The sequence below is a fragment of the Verrucomicrobiota bacterium genome (assembly GCA_016871535.1).
Classification (GTDB): Bacteria; Verrucomicrobiota; Verrucomicrobiia; order Limisphaerales; family SIBE01; genus VHCZ01.
This window is the reverse complement of sequence record VHCZ01000085.1, coordinates 1-22,195: the sequence shown is the minus strand read 5'-3', so window position 1 is coordinate 22,195 and position 22,195 is coordinate 1. Positions and strand designations below refer to the sequence as shown.

Below are 22,195 nucleotides of genomic sequence, written 5' to 3'. Positions count from 1 at the left end.
CCGTGAAATGGAATTGAACCAACATGGAAAAGAAAGCTCGCCGTTTGGCCGGTAACACCAACCCTGACAATGACAACTACCCGACGCCGCAGTTCCGCACGCTTCTTCGGCAAGTCAAATTGAGTTTTAGCCGGTTCATCACGGCCCAAGGAGTGGGAAGCGCTTTGACCACGGACGCGAATCGATCCTGTCTTGCGCTTCGTAAAACCGGAACTCGTCCAAACGGATTCCCATTTTCTCACTGGCAGGGTCCCGGGTTGGCTGGATCAGTTGGAGGCTACAGCCCGTAGCGTTTCGTTAACTCCGGATCCATTTTGAGCGCGGGTGGTCCCGGTGAGGCGGGTGGGGTTTTCCGGGCATCCAAAAACGAATCGCCTGCCGTACTGATTTCTTCGCCTTCATGGAACCGGCTGAAGATTTCTTGCACCAGGGCGCGATGGCGTTGGATAATGGCGACCGCTTCCCGATCACCGAGGTCTTGTTTGAGTTTCGTCGAGCCGATCAAGTCCGTGAACAGCAATGTCAGCAGCCCGATGCGATGCTTGCGTTGGAATTCCTCGACTTTGCCACGATGTTCGAGTGCGACCTGGAGATTCGTATTTCTGTTTATGACCACTCAGCCAAGGGAATTCCCGAAGACCAGATCAAGCCGCGCGAAAACGTCTTCACGTTCAAAGCCTGGAACGCCCAGGGACGCAAGGTGAAAAAGGGCGAGCATGGCGTGAAGATTCATACCGTAATCGAAACGCCCATTAAGGAGGAAGTGGACCCAAACACCAGCGAAGTGCGCGTCCTCACCAAAGCGCGTCCCTGGACCACGACCGTGCTTCACATTTCCCAGACTGAACCCGTCGAGCCAATCGCACCGAAACCAACGTGCGCTGAGGAGACCAAAGTCGAAGCGGAGAAAGCGGCTCGGAAGGCCGAGCTTGAGCCAACACCACCGTCGGAACAACGGTTCACTCCCGAAGACGCTGTGATTTCCGTCAACTTTGAAGCGAAATACGGATCGTCCTTCCAATCGCGGCTCATCCGCTTTCGAAGCGGATGCGGCGTCACTCGCCGAACGAAATCGAGATACCAGTGTAAAACAGGCCAGGGGTCTCGACGCTGAAATGCGCCTTCCTCTTGCAGTTCCTTCGCGACCCGAACCAGTTCGTCTAGCGTCTCGTCGGTAGCGTACGGAAGCGCGATCCGTTTAGCCGCAAGGACCAGACAATGCCAGGATTCGTTACGCCAACCGGCTCCGGCTAGCACTACGCCTGCGTCGAAGACGACTCTCATGTCGCCCGCCGCCGCCGCGCCCGAAGCCGCTTCTGGATCTTGGATACCGTGTCGAAGAACTGCTGGGCCGGTTCACGCGTCGGAGCGCATTTGAGAGCCTCGTCGAGGAGCTTTACGTCGGCCTGGATGCGCACCTGCCTCTGTTGGCGGATCAATTCGCGCAGATACTCATTGACCGTGTCATACGCCCCCGCGCTCATGTCTTGACGGATGAATTCCGCCAACTCTTTCGGAACCGAAACATTGAGCGTTTCTGTTTTCATGACGCCAGCATTGTCAGGACCAAACCTGGCTGTCAAATCCACACCCCGTACACGCCTCGAACGCATGGGGCGAAAGGCGAAAAAGGCTACCTTCTGTATCTATACGTGGCGTGTTCTTGCAGCCAGAGCAGGTCGCGATTGTCCTTGGTGGTCGTGAACTCCTTCTTGGTTTTCTGCTCTCCCATTTGTTGCGCTGGCTTGGTTCGAGGGTCGATCCATTTGTGGATTTCGGCGTGGCCGTCGGCGAAGGTAGTTCCGCCGGCGCCGTTGTGATAGCTCGCCGGGAAGTTCACCATGATTGCGGCCGAACCCATGGCCATATCGATGGCGAAGTAAGCGTCGTCAATGCTGTCGTCGCGCTCGTCGATGAACACGAGCGTTTGACTCGGTCCCGGCTCGGTCATTTCGGTGGTCTTGCGGAACACCTTATAGCCCTGGGTCCACTCCCCTGAATTCTTCCATCCCATCCAGCAGCTCATCGAGACGGTCCGCACGACCGGATAACGTCCATCGCCCTGGCGCGACATGATCTTGCTGGCAATGCAGCGATACACGCCCGGCGTTCGGGTATAAGGACCGAGCGATGCGTACTTCTCGTCGATCAGCAGGAGGATGTTCGTATTGTCCCGATTGTTGGCCTGGCGCGGATCGAGCCAGCCGGCGGCCCAGTTGCCAGGCTGGCGATTGGCTTGTTCCGACCAGTTATTCCCCGGGATGAAATCATCGTGATCGTGCGCGTAGGTATTCCACGCCAACTGCAATTGTTTCAAATTGTTCAAGCAATGGATGCCCTGGGCCTTGGTCTTGGCTTTGGCCAGCGCGGGCAAGAGCATTCCCGCCAGAATGGCAATGATCGCGATGACGACCAACAACTCGATCAAGGTGAAACCGCGGGTGGGAAAAGAGGTTGAAGCTGGAGATTTCATAGGCGTTGCTCGGTGCGTTGATTCTGGTGGATCAGTTAACAGAATCTATAGGATGAGGCAGGCGCAGCGTCAAAGTGATTCGCCGCTTTGGTTCCCAGGTTCCCAAGGTTTCACGTGCATGAGCGGTTCAGTCGTGTTAAGAAGCCTCCGCACAAAAGCCCATGCTTATCCCGAAATGAAGACGAAGATTATTCTCCTCCTCGCGGTTTGCTCACTGCTGCTTGCCCCATTTCCCCCTCGCGCTACGGCAGCCGAGGCGAAAAAGGCGGCGCCTTCGGCAAAGGCCAATCCCGCGAAAAAAGCTCGATCTGCAAAATCGGCGCGGCCAGCTAAATCTCCGCGCTTGAGCAAGCCCGCCCGACTCGCCAGGCCAGCGCCCGAGGCAAGATCCGGTCAGCGCGCAAACACTGGCCAACCCGCGAAACCAGCGCAACCGCCGAAACTCCCTCCGAAGCGATAGTTTCACCCGCCTCCGTTAACTCAGTTTGCTCCTGTTAGGATGGGCGCCTTCGCCGCACGCGAGTGCAGTTCGACGAACCGGCCCAGCAAATCGGACATTCGCGCTTGCGCTTTGGCGCCCATCGCCAAGACCTCCGCGTGATCAATCTGCCGCCCGTTTCTGCCCGCGGCGAGATTCGTAATGGATGAGATCGCCGCGACGCGCAAGCCGCAGTCGCGCGCGACGATCGCCTCCGGCACCGTGCTCATGCCAACGGCGTCGGCGCCCAGCCTGGCGAAGGCCCTGATCTCCGCCGGCGTTTCATAAGACGGACCCGCAACGGCGACATAAACGCCGCGGTGTAAGCGGACGCGGACATTTCTCGCGGCAGCTTGCAGCAAGCGAACCAGTCCCGGATCATACACTCCGCTCAAATCCAGGAAGGACGCAACGGCCCGGCCGGATTCTCCCCGAAGCGGGTTCGCTCCCATGAAATTGATGTGATCGCTCAAGCACATGAAATCGCCGACACGGAACCGAGGATTAATCGCCCCGGCCGCGTTGGTGAGGATCACGGTGCGAATTCCCGCGTGCGCCAGGACTCGGATCGGAAAGCCAATCTCCGCCATGGAGAAGCCTTCGTAGAAATGACCTCGGCCGCACAACAGAAGCACCGGCACGCCGTTCATTCGCCCAAACAGCAATTTGCCGGCGTGCCCTGGAACCCGCGGGGCGGGAAATCCACTCAAGTCTCCGTAACGAATTTCGGCGGTAACCTTGAGCCGGCTCTGAACTCCGTTGTGGCCGCTGCCCAGGACGATGGCCAGTTCCGGCGCGGCCCCAGGCAAGCGCCGGCGCAGTTGAGCGGCTGTCTTTGCGACAGAGTCATTCATGGCTTCTCGGTGATCGAAGTCTGCGGAAATCTGTTGAGAGATTCTTGAGTTGAGAGTTGAGAGTCAAAAACGCCCGCTTCACACGCTCAACGCTCAACTCAAACCACTCTCAACTTCGAACAGCCTTGCCGACTTGCTTTCTCGCACGACTGATTTACGCTCGCCTGACTTAAAGTGACTTATGCAACTTAGCAATGAAGAAATCCGGCGTTATTCGCGGCATCTGATTTTGCCGGAGGTCGGGTTGGCCGGTCAGAAAAAGATTTGTTCCACGACGGTGTTGTGCATCGGCGCGGGCGGCCTGGGATCTCCGATCGCGATGTATCTGGCCGCGGCCGGCATTGGCAAGATCGGCATCGTCGATTTCGATGCCGTCGATTTCTCCAATCTGCAGCGCCAGATTATCCATGGAACCGAGGACGTGGGCCGGCCCAAGTGCAAGTCGGCAGAAGAAACCATTCGCAGCATCAACCCGAACGTCGAAGTCGTCCTGCACGAGACCCGTCTGACCAGCGAAAACGCGCTCGATCTCATCGGCAAATACGACATCATCGTGGATGGCACCGATAATTTCCCCACGCGCTACCTGACGAACGACGCCTGTGTGTTGTTGAAGAAGGCGAACGCTTACGGCTCGATTTTTCGCTTTGAAGGCCAGGCCAGCGTCTTTGCGCCGCATCTGGGCGGACCCTGTTATCGATGCCTTTATCCGGAGCCGCCTCCGCCCGGCATGGTTCCCAGTTGCGCGGAAGGCGGCGTGTTGGGCGTTTTGCCGGGAATCATCGGCTGCATCCAGGCCACTGAGATTCTCAAACTGGCGCTCGGCAAAGGCAGTTCGCTCATTGGGCGGCTGCTGCTGTTCGACGCGCTGGGCATGAAATTCCGCGAACTGAAACTGCGGCGCGATGACAAGTGTCCGCTTTGCGGCGAGAACCCGACTATCACCAAACTGATCGATTACGACCAGTTCTGCGGCGTCCCGGCTCAGCCCGCGGTCCCGGAGGCGAATCCGGACGAAGTGACAGTGCAGGAAATGAAACAAGCGCTGGGCGATCCCAAGCTCGGCATCACCGTCATCGACGTGAGGGATCCGGACGAACACCAGATCGCCCACATCAACGGCGTGCCGCTTCTGCCGCTGGGCGAACTTTCGCGGCGGTTCACGGAGCTGGATCCGAATCATCAGTACTACATCCATTGCAAGAGCGGCGTGCGCTCGATGAAAGCCGTGCGCTTCCTCAAAGAGCAAGGCTTCAAGTACGTCAAGAGCGTCAAAGGCGGCATCAGCGCCTGGGCCGACGAAATCGATCCGAGCGTGCCGAAGTATTAGCCGTTATGGGAATGCGCCGTGAAGCGCGGGAACGCGCAGTTCAATTCCTATTCCAATACGACCTGAACCCTCCGGAAGATCTGGAGCGGGCGTTGGAACAATTCTGGCAAAGCCAGCGCGCCGCCGCCATCGCGGAGGACAAAGGCAAGGCGCGCTGGGGCGAGCCGCCGGAGTTTCCACCGATCACAACCGACGAAGCCGCCGTGCGCTTGTTCGCCGAACCGCTCATCCGGGGCACGCTGGAGCACCGCGACGAGCTCGACAACCAGATCATGCGCTACGCCAAGAATTGGTCGCTGCACCGCATGGCGGTCGTGGACCGAAACGTATTGCGGCTGGCCATCTATGAGATGTTCCACCGGGAAGACATCCCGCCCGTGGTGAGCATCAACGAAGCCGTGGACATTGCGAAGAAATTCTCCACGGAAGAAAGCGGGCGCTTTGTCAACGGCATGCTGGACAAGATCAAAGGAGATTTGATGCGCCCGGCAAGGATCGTCAAATCGTAGCATGTTCGCCGATCTCCATTTGCACACGAGTTTTTCCGACGGCACGTACACGCCGGAGGAATTGGTGATGCACGCCCGGCGCCATGGGCTGGGGGCCGTCGCGCTGACCGATCACGATACGGTCGAAGGCTGCGCCCGGATGTCCGCGGCCTGCCAGCAGCAGAGCCTGGAGTTCATCCCGGGTTCGGAACTGACCGCGGAACTGGACGGCGTGGAACTTCATTTGATCGGGTATTTCATCGACACCAAGCATCCGCGGTTGCTGGAGGAAATGGCGAAGTTTCAATCCGTGCGCCAGAATCGGATTCGTGAAATGGTGGCGCGCCTGAACAAGATGAACATTCCTTTGGAAGCGGATGCGGTCTTCGCGATTGCCAACTGCCGTTCGCCCGGCCGTCCGCACGTGGGCCGGGCGCTGGTGCAGGCGGGCATCTGCGCCACGCTGGACGAAGCGTTCGAGCGCTTTCTGAAAAAGCACCGGCCGGCGTGGGTGCCGAAATTCAAGATCTCCGCCGTCGATGCCATTGCTTTGATTCACGAAGCCGGCGGTGTGGCGGTGCTGGCTCATCCGGGACTGAACCGGAGCGACGATGTCATTCCGCTTCTGGTCGATGCGGGCATGGACGGCATTGAATGTTACCACACCAAGCACACGCCTTCGACCTGCGAACGGTACCTGACCATCGCCGAGGAATGCCATCTCATCGTGACGGGCGGCTCCGATTGCCACGGCCTGAACAAAGGCAAGCCGCTCATTGGCACGATCAAGCTCCCCTACTCTCACGTTCTTGAGCTGAAATCGAAAGCCAGCGAGATTCGACGCACCCACGTGACGCCGCGTCCCTTCGCCAACCCGCCCGTTTTGTAAACCCCTCACTCCCTTCACTGCATGGGTTTCTTCGACCGCCTCAGAGCCGGCCTTCAAAAAACTCACCACAAACTCGTCCACGAAATCAAACGCATCGTGACGCGGTCCCCCAAGCTCACCGCGGCCACGATGGAGGAACTGGAGCACGCTTTGATCGGGGCCGATCTCGGCCTGGCGATGACGCACGAAATCGTCGTCGCCGTGCGAAAGGCTTACGAAACCCAGGGCGGCGCCGGTCTGGACGTGATTGAAATAGCGAGCCGAATTGTCAGCGAGAGCTTTGGCGCCAGCCCGGCCAGTTTGAAGAAAGAGCTTTCGGGCCCGACCGTCATTTCCATCGTCGGGGTCAATGGGACCGGCAAAACGACCACGGCCGCCAAACTCGCTCACTGGATCCAAACGCGCGGCGAAACCGCCATGCTCGCGGCTTGCGACACCTTCCGCGCCGCCGCGATCGAACAGCTCAAACTCTGGGGGAACCGCCTTCAAGTGCCTGTGGTCGCGGGCGCCTATGGCGCCGATCCCTCCGCCGTCGCGCACGACGCCATCACGGCCGCCATTTCCCGCAGTGTGAATTATCTTTTCGTGGACACCGCCGGCCGACTTCACACGAAGCACAATCTGATGCAGGAACTGCAAAAGCTGCATCGAGTCCTGGGCAAGAAACTTCCCCACGCCCCTCACGAGACGCTCCTGGTGCTCGATGCCACGACCGGGATGAACGCCCTGAACCAGGCGCGCGAGTTCAATAAGGCGGTTCCGCTGACCGGACTGGCGATCACCAAACTCGACGGGACAAGCAAAGCCGGGATGGTCGTGGCGATCCACAAAGAACTGCGCCTCCCGATCAAGTTCATCGGCGTCGGAGAACAACCTGATGACCTGCAACCCTTCGACGCGAAAGAGTTCGCCGCCGCGTTGTTCTCGGAAAGGGAACTGGATCCGGCGTGAACGCGGGTCTGCGCGCCAGACTTGTGATTCGGTTTCGCTGTTCCCATGAACCGTTCCTCCGGACCGTCGCCTTTAGGCCGCTTCAGCGCTGGACTCCGGAGAGTGCGCGGAAGCAGCCTGAAGGCTGCGGTCCGCACGGTTTTCGGCTCAAGGGTCATATGCATGGCCCTGAGGCCAAGAAAGCTTCCCATGAATCGTCTCTTCGGACCGTGGCGGACCGTGGCCTTTAGGCCGCTTCAACGTTCGACTCAGGAGTGTGCGCGGAAGCAGCCTAAAGGCTGCGGTCCGCGCAGTTTGCGGTTCATGGGCCGTGGGCATGGCTTCTTGGCCAAGGGAGCTCTCCATGAACCGTGACCAAACTTTGACGAATAACCATCGTGCTTTGACAAAGGGTATTGCATGAGCGTCCCGGAAAAGCGAACGGTTTCAGCGCACGATCTTGAGTTCATGCGCGTAGCCCTGCGGCTGGCTCGCCGGGCTTATGGCGCCACTTCTCCGAATCCCTTGGTCGGCGCCGTGCTGGTGAAGCATGGCCGCATCATCGGCCGAGGCTGGCATCGGCAAGCAGGCGGACCTCATGCGGAAATCGAGGCGATTCACGACGCAGAATCCCACGATCGCAGCCCGAAGGGAGCGACGCTTTACGTCACGCTGGAACCGTGCTCGACGCACGGACGCACTCCTCCTTGTACTGACGCGCTCCAACGCGCGGGCATCAAACGCGTCATCGCCGCCGCCACGGATCCCAATCCTCGCCACGCCGGCAGAGGCTATCGATTGCTCCGAAAGGCCGGGATTCGAGTGGAGCATGGCCTGCTGGCCTCGGAAGCGGAACGCCTCAACGAGGCCTTCAACCGCTGGATGGTTCGCCGAACTCCGTTCGTCACGGTGAAAGCCGGCATGACACTCGATGGCAAAATCGCAACGGCGAGCGGCCAGTCCAAATGGATCACCAGCAAGAAGGCGCGCGATTGGGCAATGCGATTGCGCCGCGGCGCGGATGCGATCCTGGTTGGAATAAACACCGTGCTCGCGGACGATCCTAGCCTCACCATTCGTGGTGGAGCGCCGCCTAAAAAGATCTTGCGCAGAATTATTCTCGACTCCAGAGCGCGCACTCCGGTCACCGCCCAAGTCGTTTGCGATGATTTTGCGAGCGCGACCACGATTGTTGTGGCGAAGACCGCGCCTGAACGGCGCGTGGAGCGCTTGGCCAACCGAGTCAAGGTTTGGGTCGCACCCGCGCGTACCGGGCGAGTGGATTTGCGGTGGGTGCTGCGCAAGCTCGGGAGCGAGGACGTCACAAGCTTGCTCGTTGAGGGGGGCGGCGAGGTTAATGCAGCCTTCCTCGCAGAGCGCCTGGCTCACCGCGTCGTCTTCTTCTACGCGCCGAAAATCCTCGGTGGAGCCGATGCCAGGAAAGCGGTCGCCGGCAGCGGAGCGCGCTCCTGGGCGGAGATTCTGAAGCTGCGCGACGTCGAGTGGCGCCGGCTCGGACCCGATCTGGTGTTGACCGCGCGGGTCGAGTGAGGATTGAGTAACGGCCATGTTCACCGGGATCGTTGAGGAAGCGGGATGCGTGGAGTCCATCAAAGCCTCCGGCAAATCGATCGCGCTGGCCGTGCATGCGCGCCTGTGCGGGTGCGGCGTAAAAGTGGGCGACAGCGTGGCTGTGAATGGCTGTTGCCTGACCGTCATCAAACGCGCCGCGCGATCCAAGCGGACGATTCTGAGTTTTGATTTGCTGCGCGAGACGTGGCAGCGGACGAATCTGCCATTTGCGCGCGTCGGGAGCGCGGTCAACCTGGAGAGATCGCTGGCGGTCTCGGCGCGCGTCGGAGGCCATTTCGTGACCGGACACATCGACGCGATCGGGCAGATCACACGTTGGGAGCGAAAGGGCGCGGACTGGTTGCTCGAAGTGGCCGCGCCCGCCGACGTAATGCGCTACGTCGTGTTCAAAGGGTCCATCGCCGTCGATGGCATCAGCTTGACGGTCGCGGCGGTCCGCAAACGGAGCTTCCAAATCTGGATCATTCCCCACACCTATGACGTGACGGCGCTGCGCGAACGGCGCGTCGGCGACGCCGTCAACTTGGAACCTGACATCCTGGCCAAATACGCCGCAAAATTTCTCGGCAAAGATTGAACTTACTGATCAGACCGTGGGATTGACGACAGATCGACCGGAGAACCGCAGCGCAGATTTTCAATCTGCGGCATCGCCGATTTCCAATCGGCAGGGCGCCGGCAAGTCCCAGCGTGCTCGGACTGGGAGACGCCCCGCAGAATACAATTCTGCAATACGGCAGAGTGCCACTCTGCGCTACGAGCTTTGTCGTCCATCCCGCGGACCAAGCAGTACTGTACTGTACGTAAGGTGCAGGGAACAACGGTGGGACGACGATGCTGCGGAGCCTTTCTTCGATGGCTTTGGCTCGGCGGGAGCCTCGCCCCACCTTCATTGAGAGAATGCGAACTCACACGATGAAGACTGAAACCAAACCTCGACGGGTGCGCTGGTGGATGCCGGCGGTCATTCTTGCGTTAGCGGCGGCGAGCTTGATTTACCTTCAGTTCTCGACCGACCTCGAAAGCAACTTCAAGAGCATGCAACGCTTCATGACGCTGGCGCTCGCAACTTTGCTCCTGCTCCTCTGGCTGCTCTTCTTCAGCCGCCTGCGCTGGCGAACGCGCTTCATTGGCCTGGGTTTGTTTGCCCTTATGGTGGCCGCTTTCACTCAGTTGGCGCGATTCGACGGCACGGTGGACGGTTCTGGCGCGTTTCGAGTCGTGTGGAAGTGGAGACCCAAAAGGGATGGCAACGTAGGTGAACTCAAGGCGAACCCGCCCACGACGAACCAGCTTGCGCTTGCGGCGTCGGCGGATTACCCGGCTTTCCTCGGCCGTGACCGCCGTGGCGTCCTCGAAAACATTTCCTTGGAGCACGACTGGGCGACGCATCCGCCACAAGAAATCTGGCGGCAGCCGATCGGGTTGAGCTGGTCGGCATTCGCGGTGGCCGGCGCGCGTGCTGTCACACAAGAGCAGCGCGGGGAGAAGGAACTGGTCGTTTGTTACGAGACCGCAGCCGGCCGCTGCCTTTGGGCGCACACAAACTACGTGCGTTTCAGCGAGTTCATGGGCGGAGACGGTCCGCGCGCGACGCCGACCCTGGAGAATGGCCGCGTCCTTGCGCTGGGCGCCACAGGCATCCTGGATTGTCTGGACGCAGCGACGGGCCGGTTGATTTGGTCGCGAGATACTTTGAAGGAAAACGGCCTGCCGAATCTGATGTGGGCGAAAAGTTCCTCGCCGCTGGTGTTCGAGAAACTTGTGGTGGTCACCGGCGGCTTCACGAATGGGCCCGCCTTGTTGGCTTATCATCTCCACGACGGTTCGCCGGCGTGGCGCGTTGGAACGGATAAAGCCAGTTACAGTTCGCCCATGCTGGGAACAATTGGCGGCAAGCCGCAAATCGTCTGCGTGAATGCTGGGACTGTGACCGGCCACGAGCCTTCCGATGGGCGCATCCTCTGGGAATACACCTGGGCCACCGACAAATGGGCGAAGTGCGCGCAGCCAGTGCTCCTCGAAGGCGACCGCGTGTTCCTGTCAGCGGGCTACGGAATCGGCTGCGTTTTGTTGCAGGTCAAGGGCGGCGCGGACGGCAAGGTTTCCCTGACGGAAGTCTGGAAGAACCGCAATATGAAGTCGCAGTTCTCCAACCTGGTCGTGCGCGACGGATTTCTCTATGGCCTGGACGACGGCATCCTGGTTTGTCTGGACCTGGCCACGGGCGAACGGAAATGGAAAGACGGCCGCTATGGCCATGGCCAGGTGTTGCGCGTGGCCGATCTGCTGCTCGTCCAAACGGAGCCAGGCCCCATCGTCCTCGTCGAAGCGAATCCCTCGCACTATCGGGAAATCGCGCGCCTCGATGCGCTGAAGGCCAAGACCTGGAACGCGCCGGCGCTCGCCGGAGAGTTTCTTCTCACCCGCAATGACCAAGAGGCGGTTTGTTACAGGCTGCCGCTCCGAAGTTCGCACGCCAAGGTTGCCCTGCAATCGCATCGCTGAACCATTGCGTCAAATGCAGGGCAGGCTTCTAGCCTACCCGGTCTGGTCGCCGGATGCCGCGTGGATCGTCTTCGTGCGCAACACCAAGTCAGACTCGGGCATCTACATCATGCCCGCTGACGGCTCACAGATGCCGACATTGATCATCAATGGCGGCGCCCAACCGTCGTGGGGACCGTGATTGAATTCCGGATTTCAGATTTCGGATTTCGGATTTGGAAAACTGGAAACCCCAAATGAAAACGCGACTCCAAAAGAGAAAGTCTGCCTTCACCTTGATCGAACTGCTCGTCGTCATCGCGATCATTGCGATTTTGGCGGGCATGCTTTTGCCAGCCCTTGGCAAAGCTAAGGCCAAGGCGCAAGGCATCCAATGCCTGAGCAACCACCGGCAACTGACCCTGGCCTGGAAGATGTACGCGGAGGATAACCGGGAACGCCTGCTCTACTCCATGGGTGACAGCACCTACGATAGCTCCAAAGCGGGCAGCTCGCACGTCTGGATGACCGGCCTGTTGAGTTTCGACGGAAACAATCGCTCGAACTGGGACGTGGAAACGGACATCAAAAAAAGTCCGCTCTGGCCGTATTGCGGCGCTGCGGCGGGGATTTTCAAGTGTCCGGCGGACCAGAGCACCGTCAAATATCGCGGCGTCGTTTACCCGCGCGTGCGGAGCATGTCCATGAGCTACTGGTTTGACGGCTACGATGGCGCAGCGTTCGGCTCCTTGACCGCCTGGCGCATTTACCTGAAATACGACGATCTGGTTGACCCAGGACCGGCCCGCACCTTTGTGTTTTTGGATATGCGCGAGGACAGCATCAACACCGGGAGTTTTTATACCGATATGACAGGCTACCCAGATCAGCCGGTCAAGACGCGGTTTGGCGAGGATTATCCGGCCAGCTACCACAACCGCGCCGGCGGTTTTTCATTCGCGGACGGCCATTCTGAAATCAAAGGCTGGCTCGACCCGCGAACCATGCCTTCGATCAAGAAAGGGGATTAGAGCGTGTCCGAAAATTGCGCGGGGTCCTGCGGCGAGGGATTTTGGCTGTGGCCAAGGCGGCGAGGTCCGAGCATCCCCAACGCGGGCTGTAAGGACCGAGCCAACGCAGGCCACGGACAAAAGACCCGCCGCCCGGAGGGTTTTCGCGCCAAAGGCCGCCTGGCTTCGTTGCTCCTCAGTCGAAGATCCAGGGAGGATATTCTCCTTCGTCGCGCCTCGCCATCCGGCCTTTGGCGCGAAAACAGGACCCCGCGGAATTTTCGGACACGCTCTTATAACCTGGCAATGATGGGCGCGCCATCGCCCAACAACAAAGACATCATCTGGATGCAAGAGAGAAGCACACGAAGAGTCCGGTAATTGAGACGAGGATTTTTCTTAGCCGCGAAAGTGCCAAGGATCGCATTTGGTGTTCTTTGTGTTCTTTTGCGGCAAATCCGTTTCGGTTGCGGCTGCGCCGCGCTGTGTTCTTTCGCGGCTAAATGATGGAGCGTCGCTTAAACAAACTCGAAGCTTGTTCTATGAAAACCTTACTCGCACAACTTTTGGCATCACTCCCGGTGCGGTCGCAAAAGCCGCCAAGGAACGCGAATCACCGCGAAGCAGAAGCAAAATCACGGCTTTCTTACACTCAAACCCCGATTCCATTGAGAATGGGGTTAGAGGCTCAAATGTTGCAAGGCGTCTTTCGCGTTCCTTCATGGTTAACGCGAACTGCAGGGACGATCTTCCTGCTCACTGCGCAATCCAGTTTGTGCGCGACCCTTACCGTCACCAATACCGAGGACAAAGGCCCGGGCTCGTTGCGTCAAGCGATTCTGGACGCGAATGCGATCGTGGAAGCAGACCTCATTGCTTTCAACATTCCGGGCCAAGCTCCCTTCACGATTAGTCCTGCGACCCCGCTGCCGGGCATCACGCGGTCGGCATCGATTGACGGCACCACGCAACCGGGTTTCGCCGGGAAGCCCATTATCGAATTGGATGGCAGCGGTGTTACGGCACAGCAGGCTGCCGGTCTGCGGCTGGCTGCGGCCAATTGCACGGTGCGCGGGTTGGTGATCAATGGCTTTCAGAGTCGTGAAAGTGCCGGTCTCTTGATCGTTTCGTCCGGAAATGTCATCCAGGCCAACTATATCGGGACGGAAGTGACTGGAGAGATCGCGCTGCCTAATTATAGCGCCGTATGGATTGAAAACTCGTCCAACAACTTGCTCGGCGGGACAACTCCCGAAGCGCGAAACGTCATTTCAGGCATTTCAGGCAACACCCAACGCAATGGATTAACACTCTACCGGGCAAGGAACAATTTAGTGCAAGGCAATTTTATCGGAACAGACGCCACAGGCACGATCGCGTTAGGCAACGGCGTTGGGATCGGAATTGGGGGCGGTTCGAATAACACAATCGGTGGAACCAACGAAGCCGCCCGAAATTTAATTGCCGGAAACAGCTACAGTGGCATCTACCTGACAACGGGCACAAGCAGCAATGTGATCCAGGGCAATTTCATTGGAACGGATGTCTCAGGCCGCCGGGCTTTGGGTAACGAAGAGGCCGGAATATGGATCGACCTCGGCGCTACCCTCAACACCATTGGCGGTCCCGGGCCAGCCGCCGGAAACACGATCGCGTTTAACAGCGGCCCGGGTGTGATGATCGCGGATGGAACCCGCAACGCGATTCGAGGCAACTCAATCTTGGGCAACTCAGGCTTGGCCATCGATTTCGGCTCAGGCAAGGTGATCCTCAACGACGCGGGCGATGCCGACGGTGGCCCCAATAACAAGCAGAATTTTCCCGTGCTCGCTTCCGCCGTCAGCACTGGCCAAGACGTGACGGTGCAGGGCACGCTCCAGAGTCGGGCGAATTCCGTTTTCGATCTCGATTTCTATGACAACCGCGAGTGCTCAGCTTCCGGGTACGGGGAAGGTGAGAACTTTCTCGGCTCAGTGGAAGTGACCACGGACGCCAACGGCGAAGCGAGTTTCAACGTGACCTTCCCGGCGAGTGCTGCCGCTGGCCGATTCATCACCGCCACCGCGAACGATGCCAGGGGCAACACCTCGCAATTCTCGCAATGCCTTCAGGTGAGCGCAGCGGCGCTTTCGACAAAGCTCATGGTCACGCGCCACGCGACAAGCGACTCGCTGATTCTCTCGTGGCCAGCTTCATCGCCGGGCTTCATCCTGGAGACGACTGACAACCTTGCTCCTGCGGCCGTCTGGTTGAAAGTGGCAGAGTCACCGTCCGTCGCGGGAGACTGGAACAGCGTCACGATCAAGCCGTCCAATCGCAGCAGCTTTTATCGGCTCAGAAGGCCATGAATTCAATGTCGCTTTCTGTGACGGCCACACTGAATCGATCAAGCAGGAGAAGCTTTGGGAGCGGACCGACGGATGTTCTCGTCGGGGACGAGCCGTGCTGGAATATGCTGCGCTGAACTGCCGTATCAAACGCTGAAGGTTCGGCTGCACCGCTTGAGTTCCGCCGCACACGATCAAGTCCTCGAACACCTCTGTGCCGAGTTGAACGAAAGCGAAACCGCCTTTCCCGGAACCGACCTGCGCCTCGTGTTCGAGCCAATCCAGGCTCAATGGTCTTCCACGCGATCAGGACTCCTGAGACTAGCGCGTACTGGCGAGACGCCATGCCCGACGATGCTGCAGGCCTGGATGACATTCAGGCCAAGCCGTTCCGCTTTGGCGACGACTTCATCCGATTCCGCCCCCGGATTGAGCCAGAGTTCATCGCAACCTTGCTTTGTTGCCAAATTTGTTCCGGTTGTTGGACGCGCCGATGATGGCCGCCGTCTTCATAGCGGATGATCCTCGCCGACCGCATCGTTGGGCGCAAGAATTCCTCTTGGAGTTTGGGTCAGTTCCCGCAAACGTCCCAGCGCTGGGACACAATCATCCCGAAAGCGAACAACTTGACGCCTGGTCGAAGTGCCGCGTGCTGCGAAATCCGCGAATTCAACGGCTTTTCCCCGAATGATCGTCATTGGCACGACAGGTGCAAAGCTTCGTCAGTTATGCAGTCCCAATTGGGGAGCACACGCGCCCTCGCGTGTTCCGACCGGCGCCCTCGCCGGTCGGAACGTCGTTGAAGACTTATCATCAGACAATCGCTTTGCGGACGGAAGAGTGTGATCGGCGGGGGCGCCGACCACTGCACGCGAGGCGCGTGCGCTCCCCGTCGCTGCTGAACAGACACGGCTTACTGACGCATGGCCCTCAATTGGGCTTGTGCGCCGATGGAGAATCTGCGGGGCCGTGTTGATAGGCGGAGCGCCGCACAAATTCCTCCTGGGTTTTCTGCCTGCGGAGTGTCGCGGTGTTGGACAAGCAGTGATTCAAAACGAGACAGTACCGCGGCAAGACACAAGACCCAGAATCTGAAGGAGCAATTCTATGGCTATCAATCCTGAACATTTCACTTACCTGAAGAATCTCGCGGCCTCCCGTTCGGGGGTCCTTCTGGAGCCAAGAAAAGCTTTTATCGCGGAAGGCCGCACTTGCCCCTCGCCCAAGAAACAGGAATGGAAGCGGTCGCCCAACTCATCGAAGAAATGGAGCGCCAGGCCGACAACGGGATCCATCAAGCTGCGGTGGAAGCTTTGCTGCCGGGCGACACGGCGTTCTTTCGGGACATGCACCCTTTTTTGGCTCTCCGGACGCAAATCTTCAAAACCCTCGCGATGAAACGCGAATCGGATCGCCGCCTGGCGATCTGGTGTGGCGGATGCGCCAGCGGTCAGGAAGCATACTCCGTCGCCATGCTCATCCACTGCTACTTTCCTCAGTTCCTTAATTGGGACCTGCAAGTGATCGCGACCGACATGTCCCAGGAGGCGCTCAACCGCGCGAAGGAAGCGCGATACAACGACATCGAGACCCACCGCTGTTTGTCCGCCATGTTGTTGCGCCAGTATCTGCGGCCATCGGGGCGCGATTATCTGATGAAGGAGGAGAATGCAAACATGGTGCAGTTCGAACCCCTCAATCTCCTTGAGGATTGGGCGTCCTTGCCGGAACTGGATGTGATCCTTTTGCGGAACGTGCTCACGCATTTCGGCCCCGATGTCAGGAAAGAGGTGCTCACCAGAGCCGGCCGCTTGCTGAGGCCGGATGGCTACTTGCTCCTCGGAGCGCGCGAAACCGCGCTCGAGATGGATGCCTTGTTCAACGTTGTCCCCGCAGAAAACGCCTTTTTCTTTCAGCCGTGCGCGGAGCTGGTCCATAATTGAGGGTAGGGCGAGTCCGTCCCGGCGAGCCGTGTCCGACGTAGTGGGAACACGTTGGAGGCGGCTCGCTGGGGACAGGCTCGCCCTACCGAAGTCAAACTGAGAATTGCTGACAATTGAGTGATCCCTTGAATCATAAGACTGCTCCCCAGCCGCGCCTAATCGTTGCACCACCGTTTTAACCGATTTATCGATTTTCACGACTAAAAGCGGCCTGGCCGCGCGGTGCGTGCATGTATCTGATTGATCCGGACGATCTGATCGACCGCGCGGAAGCGTTGGAGCCGCTGCCTGCGAGCACCGCCCGTCTGGTCTCGCTGATCAACAACCCGGACTGCGACGTGGACGAGATTTCCAAGGTGATCGCCTTCGACCAGGCGCTGACCTTGAAGCTGCTTCGCGACGCCAATTCCGCTTTTACATGTACCTTGCTTCAAGTTCACCATGCGGAATTGGGCGGGCTGATCGGGCGTCGGTGGAAACTGCCCGACAACATCGTGCTGGGAATCATGCATCACCACACGCCCGAAGAAGGGGCCGATGTAATCTGCGACGCAGTTTCTCTGGCGAACCTCGCGGCCAAGAAGATCGAGGCTGACCTCGCGAAAAAGCCGTTCACAAATCAACTGGACGTCGGCGTGTCCAAGCGGCTCGGCATCGATCCGGCTAAATTCCAGGAATTGTGTAACCACTGCGCCCAGTTATTCCAAAAGGTCGCCGCGCTCTACGGGGTCAGTTAACGTCTGGCCGAAGGTAGGGCAGGCTTCCAGCAGCCTGCCAGTGGGAGAATGGACATTTTCGGCCATGAATCCCAAGGGATTCTCGACCGAATGATTGCGATTAAGTTTACGAAGAATCCAGGGGCGTGGATTAATGGATTCGGGATCAACCCCAGCCCGGCATTGCACATCTCGGACGACTTTGATTGCGGCCACGCTCGTGCCTGTCATCCTGAGCGCGTGATGGACTCGAACCGGAAGCAGCGCCTCAAAAACCTCGTTGGCACACTGGTTCTGCTGTGCTTCCTTTGGGCTGTGCTTCGCTGGTTTGAGTACAGCCAGGTTTATCACCCTCACAAAAAGCTGGAGCAATCGGGCGCAGCTTTGGGACGTCCCTGGGAAAACGTCTTTTTCGAGGCATCCGACGGCGTCCGGCTCAACGGCTGGTTCTTTCCGGCGGATGCGAACTCCCCACGGCGTCAGTGGGCCGTTCTGCTCTGCCACGGGAATGCGGGAAACATCAGCCATCGCTTCGCTTACTTCGAGCTGCTCATTGAACTCGGCGTCAACGTTTTCGCATTTGATTACCGAGGTTATGGGGCGAGCGAAGGCAGGCCGTCCGAAGAAGGAACCTACGCCGACGCCCTGGCAGCCCATCGATGGCTGCAGGAAAAAGGCTTGGCGGCGGAGAAAATCCTGGGGCTTGGTGAATCGCTAGGCGGTGCCATCGCGGCAGAACTTGCGGTGCGGGCCCCGCTGGGCGGGATTATCCTGCAAAGCACGTTCAGCAGTGTGCCCGACGTGGGCGGGGAGCTTTTTCCCTGGCTGCCCGTCCGATGGATCAGCACGATTCACTACGACGTTCCCGCGAAGCTGGCCCGAATCAAAACGCCGGTGCTTATTCTGCACAGCCGGGAGGACTCGCTCATTGGATTTCATCATGCGGAAAAGAACTTCGCGGCAGCCAGCGAGCCGAAATTCTTGCGTGAACTGGCCGGCGACCACAATGAGTCCTTGGTCACGGATGCCGAACGCTACCGCAGATACGTGGACGAGTTCTTGAGGTTAATCGAAAGTCGTTCCGAAATGCGGAGGTGAGGAAACTTGAACTTTGAACTCAACCCGGCGGCCAGCTCATGGGACGCCCGCCCAGGATGTGGCAGTGCAAGTGTGGGACGGATTCGCCGCCATGGGGACCGTTGTTGATCACGAGCCGATACCCGGATTCCTTGAGGCCAAGGCTGGCGGCGACTTCCGCGGCCTTCAGCAGCAAATGTCCCAGAACGGCGTGATCGGACGGCGCGGCTTCCGCAATACGCGGGATCGGTCTTTTGGGAACGATGAGGACATGGGTTGGAGCGACCGGCTTGATGTCTCGAAACGCCACCACAAGTTCGTCTTCAAACACGATCTGCGCGAGGATTTCACGCGCAGCGATTTTCTCGAAAAGGGTTTTGCTCATGCGGGATGGCTAAAATACCACCAACCGGCACGACGAAGCGGGCGCCTCGGTTTCCAGACAATCCCTGAGATAATCGACAATCTGGTCGTGCAACGCCTGGCAGCGTCCGCTCCAGCGTTTGGCGCCGAGAAGGCCTTTCACACATCCGCGAAGACCCTCGAATTTCAGGACGCTGGGCGACTTCGCCAATCTTGCGCTCAATTCCTGGCGGATCGTTGAGAAGAAAGCCAATTCAAACCCCGCGCCACAATGCGAGGCGAGGGCGCCCAGATCAGCGGTTTCCGTTTTCGAGGCGGATTGGGTTTGTGCTGCGGAGGAACCCAATTTCAATCCCACGGCTTGGAGAACCTGTTCAAGAGCGTTGGCGAATTCGGCGACCGAGATGGATTGCCGTCCCAGGTCATGCTTGAAGTAGTGCAACACCGCGGCCGTCGCGTGGCGAATCACTTCCGGATCAACCGCCGAACCTTCCGTATCCACCAATTGAATCGAGAAAAGATCGGGCAAACACGGAATGAAATCCCCGTCCAGCGTTTGGAGCAGCAGGCAATCTCGGTGCAGTTGTATCACATCAACTCCTCAAGCTTCTTGACTTCCTGGACAAACTCGGTCGCCTCTTGGAATCGACGGTAAACGCTGGCGAAGCGGACGTAAGCGACCTGGTCGATCTGCCGGAGGCCCTCCATCACCCGTTCGCCGATGGCCATGGAAGGAACCTCCCGGTCGTATTTCGTGTTGATCTCATCCACGATCCGGTCCACCAATTCCTCAATCACTTTGGGCGAAACCGGACGTTTCTGGCAGGCTTTCCTCAGCCCGGAGAGCAACTTGTCGCGTGAAAACTCTTCGGATCGCCCATCGCGTTTCACCACCATGAGCTCCTCGTGCTCGATCTGCTCGTAGGTCGTGAAACGGTAACCGCAAGCCAAGCACTCCCGACGTCGACGAATCGTCAAGCCACCACGAGCCGTACGGGAGTCGATCACTTTGTCTTCTTCACATCCGCATTTGATGCATCGCATAGGTGACGCGAACTACCACCCGCTGTGGACGGAGGATCAATACCACACTAAATGTTGTGGCGTCAAATGGATTTCTGGCGCGCGCGCCAGAGGCGCCAGAGGCCCCGGACGGTAGGGCCAGCCTCCCCAGCGAGCCGATTCGGACGTGTTCCGCGTGCGTTGATCCAGGCCAAACTTTCAACCCTCGCGAATCAAGCCCCGCCTTCGGCCTGACCGTAGCAGCCGCCTTTGACTTCGGACTATCAGAGCTATCGAGCGGTCGTCGAGAACGCGAAGGATCTCCCCAAGTTATCCGGGGTGATCAAGCAGTTGCTCGACATGATCAAAAACCCGACCAACAGCGCCGCGGACGTGGGCCAACTGATCAGCCAGGACGTCGCGCTGGCGAGCCTGACTTTGAAGCTGGTCAACAGCCCGTTCTACGGCTTCTCTCAAGAAGTCCACAGCATCACACATGCGATCGTGATCATGGGATTCAGCCGGGTGAAGAATCTGGCGTTGGCGGGTTCCGTCTTGCGTTCGTTCAAGCCCACGCAAACTGAAGGATTCGATTATTACGGATTCTGGGAGCACTCCATGGCCACGGCGATCACCGCCGAAACCCTGGCGCAGGCGATCGATTCCGATTACAGCGATGAGGCCTTCATCTCCGGATTGCTCCACGACCAGGGCAAGCTGATCTTCGTCCGCTATTTCCCGGACGAATTCGCCAAAGTCCTCAAGCTCATCGACCGGCAGCAAATCACGATGCGCGAGGCGGAGCAACAGGTGCTGGGCTTCGACCACTCGCACATTGGAGGCTGGCTTGCCGAAAAATGGAGTTTTCCCGAACACCTCTGCCTGGGCATCCGCATGCACCACGCCCCGCTGCTGGCCCGGCAGCATCGGCAATTGATCTGGATCGTTCACACGGCGGACATTCTGAGCCGCGCGCTTTGCATCGGGGCCGGAGGCGACCCGTTCATTCACGAATTGCCGGAGTACGTCTGGAAGCAACTGCGCCTCACTCCCGAACTGGTCCGCAACGTTTTCGAAAGCGTATTGAGCGGGATGGCCCGGGCGGGTGATTTTTTGGAGTTGATCCGGAACGGGTGATTTCAGGAGAGGATTCCATGAACCGAAGCACGCCTCTGGCTCCTAATCTTAATCTTAATCTTTTCCTCCAGTCGGAGAGTAAGATTACGATTAGGAGTAGGATTAGGAGTGCCGGCGGCAACGGGTGCGAGGTGAGTTCATGAATGGGGACATCGCCACTCCCGCATCCGCTGTGGCAGACGAGCACGCCCTCTTCCTGGACATCCTGGAGAGCGTCCCGCAGGCGATTTTTGCGGTCGCCCATGATGGACGCGTCCCGACCTGCAACCGCAATGCGGAATTCATGTTCCACCTCCAACGGGCCGAAGTGACGGATCGCAACTACCAGGACGCCCTGCCTTCCGTGTTGGCCGAGGCGATGACCCGCTTGATGCACTCTGCTGCAAAGGGCGGCGAACTGCTGGACGGGGAGTTCGATTTTTCGCTCGACCGGCGCACCAAACTGCCGCTCGGCATCAGCCTTTGTCCCATGCGCGACCGGGAGGATCGCCCCGGCGGCTTCGTGTTCGTCATCCGTGACATGAGTCTCCGCCACGAAGCGCAACACCTCCGCCGGCTTCATCAAATGAACCTGGAGTTCGTCCACACCATCTCGCACGAGATCAAAGCGCCGCTGACCACGATCCAGTTGGGCGCGGGCGATTTGCTCTCACAACGCGCGGCCTGGAATGACGACTGTCTCACCACGCTGCAGTTGATCGATGACGCCGCGCGGCGCATCCAGGGATTGGTGAACGATTTCCTGGATGTGGCGAAACTTGAGAGCGGACGAACCGATCTGGAAACCGAGTTGGGCGATCTGGGTAGGCTTGCGAAGAAACTTGTGGACAGCTTCCACCACGTTCAAAAGGCCGACATCCACCTGGAAATCGATCCCGCTCTGCCCCCGGTCAAATTCGATCCCAGACGAATTCATCGAGCGCTGGAGAACCTCGTCATCAATGCCATCAAATACTCTCCGCCCCCGGCTAAGTGGTCCGTTTCGTAAATACGCTCACGTTCGTTGCGCCCAATTTGGCCTGGGGCAAGGCGCGACGAGCGAGCATCCCCCGCCAGTGGGGCTGTGACCGAGGAGCAACGCAGCCCCAGGCAAAATTC

The 22,195-nt window shown here is 58.9% G+C and carries 24 protein-coding genes; 16 read left to right on the top strand and 8 right to left on the bottom strand.

Annotated features, from left to right (window positions below; all coding sequences use genetic code 11):
• Positions 1 to 277: 277 nt before the first annotated feature.
• Positions 278 to 616: a hypothetical protein gene (locus FJ398_13040; protein ID MBM3838865.1), complete on the bottom strand. Its 339-nt coding sequence runs from the start codon at positions 614 to 616 to the stop codon at positions 278 to 280.
• Here FJ398_13040 and FJ398_13035 point away from each other — a divergent pair.
• Complete coding sequence (locus FJ398_13035) at positions 572 to 1,114, top strand: hypothetical protein (GenBank protein ID MBM3838864.1); 543 nt, start codon at positions 572 to 574, stop codon at positions 1,112 to 1,114. The two genes, FJ398_13040 and FJ398_13035, sit on opposite strands and share 45 nt — an antisense overlap.
• Positions 1,115 to 1,280: 166 nt before the next feature.
• Here FJ398_13035 and FJ398_13030 read toward each other — a convergent pair whose 3' ends face one another.
• The 3 genes from FJ398_13030 to FJ398_13020 all read right to left on the bottom strand — a co-directional run bounded on the left by FJ398_13030 (position 1,281) and on the right by FJ398_13020 (position 3,805).
• Positions 1,281 to 1,547 (bottom strand): type II toxin-antitoxin system ParD family antitoxin, encoded by a 267-nt coding sequence (locus FJ398_13030; GenBank protein MBM3838863.1) that lies wholly within the window; start codon positions 1,545 to 1,547, stop codon positions 1,281 to 1,283.
• A gap of 86 nt (positions 1,548 to 1,633) precedes the next feature.
• Positions 1,634 to 2,473, bottom strand: coding sequence for a type II secretion system protein (locus FJ398_13025; GenBank protein MBM3838862.1), 840 nt, complete (start codon positions 2,471 to 2,473; stop codon positions 1,634 to 1,636).
• Between the two features lie 480 nt (positions 2,474 to 2,953).
• The gene (locus FJ398_13020; protein MBM3838861.1) at positions 2,954 to 3,805 is read right to left on the bottom strand and encodes a purine-nucleoside phosphorylase; all 852 of its coding nucleotides are present in this window, start codon (positions 3,803 to 3,805) and stop codon (positions 2,954 to 2,956) included.
• A 181-nt stretch (positions 3,806 to 3,986) separates the two neighbouring features.
• On the opposite strand from FJ398_13020, the gene moeB reads away from it, so the two are divergent.
• The 10 genes from moeB to FJ398_12970 all read left to right on the top strand — a co-directional run bounded on the left by moeB (position 3,987) and on the right by FJ398_12970 (position 15,016).
• Positions 3,987 to 5,135: a molybdopterin-synthase adenylyltransferase MoeB gene (gene moeB, locus FJ398_13015; protein ID MBM3838860.1), complete on the top strand. Its 1,149-nt coding sequence runs from the start codon at positions 3,987 to 3,989 to the stop codon at positions 5,133 to 5,135.
• A 5-nt stretch (positions 5,136 to 5,140) separates the two neighbouring features.
• Positions 5,141 to 5,644, top strand: coding sequence for a transcription antitermination factor NusB (gene nusB / locus FJ398_13010; GenBank protein MBM3838859.1), 504 nt, complete (start codon positions 5,141 to 5,143; stop codon positions 5,642 to 5,644).
• A gap of 1 nt (position 5,645) precedes the next feature.
• The gene (locus FJ398_13005; GenBank protein MBM3838858.1) at positions 5,646 to 6,512 is read left to right on the top strand and encodes a PHP domain-containing protein; all 867 of its coding nucleotides are present in this window, start codon (positions 5,646 to 5,648) and stop codon (positions 6,510 to 6,512) included.
• Between the two features lie 21 nt (positions 6,513 to 6,533).
• On the top strand, positions 6,534 to 7,463 hold the full coding sequence (ftsY, locus tag FJ398_13000) for a signal recognition particle-docking protein FtsY (GenBank protein MBM3838857.1): 930 nt from the start codon (positions 6,534 to 6,536) through the stop codon (positions 7,461 to 7,463).
• Between the two features lie 447 nt (positions 7,464 to 7,910).
• A complete protein-coding gene (gene ribD / locus FJ398_12995; protein ID MBM3838856.1) occupies positions 7,911 to 8,993 on the top strand; it encodes a bifunctional diaminohydroxyphosphoribosylaminopyrimidine deaminase/5-amino-6-(5-phosphoribosylamino)uracil reductase RibD in 1,083 nt (360 codons plus the stop codon).
• Positions 8,994 to 9,009: 16 nt separating this feature from the next.
• Positions 9,010 to 9,612 carry a riboflavin synthase gene (locus FJ398_12990; protein MBM3838855.1) on the top strand — a complete coding sequence of 201 codons (603 nt, stop codon included), beginning with the start codon at positions 9,010 to 9,012 and terminating at the stop codon, positions 9,610 to 9,612.
• 257 nt (positions 9,613 to 9,869) lie between these two features.
• Positions 9,870 to 11,543 carry a hypothetical protein gene (locus FJ398_12985; protein ID MBM3838854.1) on the top strand — a complete coding sequence of 558 codons (1,674 nt, stop codon included), beginning with the start codon at positions 9,870 to 9,872 and terminating at the stop codon, positions 11,541 to 11,543.
• 236 nt (positions 11,544 to 11,779) lie between these two features.
• Positions 11,780 to 12,553: a type II secretion system protein gene (locus tag FJ398_12980; protein MBM3838853.1), complete on the top strand. Its 774-nt coding sequence runs from the start codon at positions 11,780 to 11,782 to the stop codon at positions 12,551 to 12,553.
• A 482-nt stretch (positions 12,554 to 13,035) separates the two neighbouring features.
• On the top strand, positions 13,036 to 14,880 hold the full coding sequence (locus FJ398_12975; protein ID MBM3838852.1) for a hypothetical protein: 1,845 nt from the start codon (positions 13,036 to 13,038) through the stop codon (positions 14,878 to 14,880).
• Positions 14,846 to 15,016, top strand: a complete 171-nt coding sequence (locus tag FJ398_12970; protein MBM3838851.1) for a hypothetical protein — start codon at positions 14,846 to 14,848, stop codon at positions 15,014 to 15,016. The genes FJ398_12975 and FJ398_12970 overlap by 35 nt, the downstream gene beginning before the upstream one ends.
• Positions 15,017 to 15,146: 130 nt before the next feature.
• Here the strand turns inward: FJ398_12970 and FJ398_12965 are convergent, their stop codons facing one another.
• Positions 15,147 to 15,326 carry a CoA-binding protein gene (locus FJ398_12965; GenBank protein ID MBM3838850.1) on the bottom strand — a complete coding sequence of 60 codons (180 nt, stop codon included), beginning with the start codon at positions 15,324 to 15,326 and terminating at the stop codon, positions 15,147 to 15,149.
• A 744-nt stretch (positions 15,327 to 16,070) separates the two neighbouring features.
• Between FJ398_12965 and FJ398_12960 the strand changes: the two genes are divergently transcribed.
• The 3 genes from FJ398_12960 (at position 16,071) to FJ398_12950 (ending at position 18,616) form a co-directional block, all read left to right on the top strand.
• A complete protein-coding gene (locus FJ398_12960; protein MBM3838849.1) occupies positions 16,071 to 16,802 on the top strand; it encodes a methyltransferase domain-containing protein in 732 nt (243 codons plus the stop codon).
• 230 nt (positions 16,803 to 17,032) lie between these two features.
• A complete protein-coding gene (locus tag FJ398_12955) occupies positions 17,033 to 17,539 on the top strand; it encodes an HDOD domain-containing protein (protein ID MBM3838848.1) in 507 nt (168 codons plus the stop codon).
• A gap of 48 nt (positions 17,540 to 17,587) precedes the next feature.
• The gene (locus FJ398_12950; protein MBM3838847.1) at positions 17,588 to 18,616 is read left to right on the top strand and encodes an alpha/beta hydrolase; all 1,029 of its coding nucleotides are present in this window, start codon (positions 17,588 to 17,590) and stop codon (positions 18,614 to 18,616) included.
• 19 nt (positions 18,617 to 18,635) lie between these two features.
• Here FJ398_12950 and FJ398_12945 read toward each other — a convergent pair whose 3' ends face one another.
• The 3 genes from FJ398_12945 to nrdR are packed head-to-tail and all read right to left on the bottom strand — an operon-like array spanning position 18,636 to position 20,002.
• On the bottom strand, positions 18,636 to 18,980 hold the full coding sequence (locus tag FJ398_12945) for a histidine triad nucleotide-binding protein (GenBank protein MBM3838846.1): 345 nt from the start codon (positions 18,978 to 18,980) through the stop codon (positions 18,636 to 18,638).
• A 9-nt stretch (positions 18,981 to 18,989) separates the two neighbouring features.
• Positions 18,990 to 19,550 (bottom strand): hypothetical protein, encoded by a 561-nt coding sequence (locus tag FJ398_12940; GenBank protein MBM3838845.1) that lies wholly within the window; start codon positions 19,548 to 19,550, stop codon positions 18,990 to 18,992.
• Positions 19,547 to 20,002 (bottom strand): transcriptional repressor NrdR, encoded by a 456-nt coding sequence (nrdR, locus tag FJ398_12935; GenBank protein ID MBM3838844.1) that lies wholly within the window; start codon positions 20,000 to 20,002, stop codon positions 19,547 to 19,549. The genes FJ398_12940 and nrdR overlap by 4 nt, the downstream gene beginning before the upstream one ends.
• Before the next feature lie 228 nt (positions 20,003 to 20,230).
• Between nrdR and FJ398_12930 the strand changes: the two genes are divergently transcribed.
• Both FJ398_12930 and FJ398_12925 read left to right on the top strand, forming a co-directional pair.
• Positions 20,231 to 21,097, top strand: coding sequence for an HDOD domain-containing protein (locus FJ398_12930; protein ID MBM3838843.1), 867 nt, complete (start codon positions 20,231 to 20,233; stop codon positions 21,095 to 21,097).
• A 139-nt stretch (positions 21,098 to 21,236) separates the two neighbouring features.
• Complete coding sequence (locus FJ398_12925; protein ID MBM3838842.1) at positions 21,237 to 22,085, top strand: PAS domain-containing protein; 849 nt, start codon at positions 21,237 to 21,239, stop codon at positions 22,083 to 22,085.
• The last annotated feature ends 110 nt before the right edge of the window (positions 22,086 to 22,195 follow it).

Bases quoted from the DNA above. Each gene is read 5' to 3' on its own strand.
- FJ398_12925 (MBM3838842.1), top strand. From the start codon at position 21,237: ATGAATGGGGACATCGCCACTCCCGCATCCGCTGTGGCAGACGAGCAC.
- FJ398_12945 (MBM3838846.1), bottom strand. From the start codon at position 18,980: ATGAGCAAAACCCTTTTCGAGAAAATCGCTGCGCGTGAAATCCTCGCG.
- nrdR (MBM3838844.1), bottom strand. From the start codon at position 20,002: ATGCGATGCATCAAATGCGGATGTGAAGAAGACAAAGTGATCGACTCC.
- FJ398_12955 (MBM3838848.1), top strand. From the start codon at position 17,033: ATGTATCTGATTGATCCGGACGATCTGATCGACCGCGCGGAAGCGTTG.
- FJ398_13035 (MBM3838864.1), top strand. From the start codon at position 572: ATGTTCGAGTGCGACCTGGAGATTCGTATTTCTGTTTATGACCACTCA.
- FJ398_12985 (MBM3838854.1), top strand. From the start codon at position 9,870: ATGCTGCGGAGCCTTTCTTCGATGGCTTTGGCTCGGCGGGAGCCTCGC.
- moeB (MBM3838860.1), top strand. From the start codon at position 3,987: ATGCAACTTAGCAATGAAGAAATCCGGCGTTATTCGCGGCATCTGATT.
- ftsY (MBM3838857.1), top strand. From the start codon at position 6,534: ATGGGTTTCTTCGACCGCCTCAGAGCCGGCCTTCAAAAAACTCACCAC.
- FJ398_13020 (MBM3838861.1), bottom strand. From the start codon at position 3,805: ATGAATGACTCTGTCGCAAAGACAGCCGCTCAACTGCGCCGGCGCTTG.
- FJ398_13025 (MBM3838862.1), bottom strand. From the start codon at position 2,473: ATGAAATCTCCAGCTTCAACCTCTTTTCCCACCCGCGGTTTCACCTTG.
- ribD (MBM3838856.1), top strand. From the start codon at position 7,911: ATGCGCGTAGCCCTGCGGCTGGCTCGCCGGGCTTATGGCGCCACTTCT.
- FJ398_12980 (MBM3838853.1), top strand. From the start codon at position 11,780: ATGAAAACGCGACTCCAAAAGAGAAAGTCTGCCTTCACCTTGATCGAA.
- FJ398_13005 (MBM3838858.1), top strand. From the start codon at position 5,646: ATGTTCGCCGATCTCCATTTGCACACGAGTTTTTCCGACGGCACGTAC.
- FJ398_12990 (MBM3838855.1), top strand. From the start codon at position 9,010: ATGTTCACCGGGATCGTTGAGGAAGCGGGATGCGTGGAGTCCATCAAA.
- nusB (MBM3838859.1), top strand. From the start codon at position 5,141: ATGGGAATGCGCCGTGAAGCGCGGGAACGCGCAGTTCAATTCCTATTC.
- FJ398_12950 (MBM3838847.1), top strand. From the start codon at position 17,588: ATGGACATTTTCGGCCATGAATCCCAAGGGATTCTCGACCGAATGATT.
- FJ398_13030 (MBM3838863.1), bottom strand. From the start codon at position 1,547: ATGAAAACAGAAACGCTCAATGTTTCGGTTCCGAAAGAGTTGGCGGAA.
- FJ398_12975 (MBM3838852.1), top strand. From the start codon at position 13,036: ATGATGGAGCGTCGCTTAAACAAACTCGAAGCTTGTTCTATGAAAACC.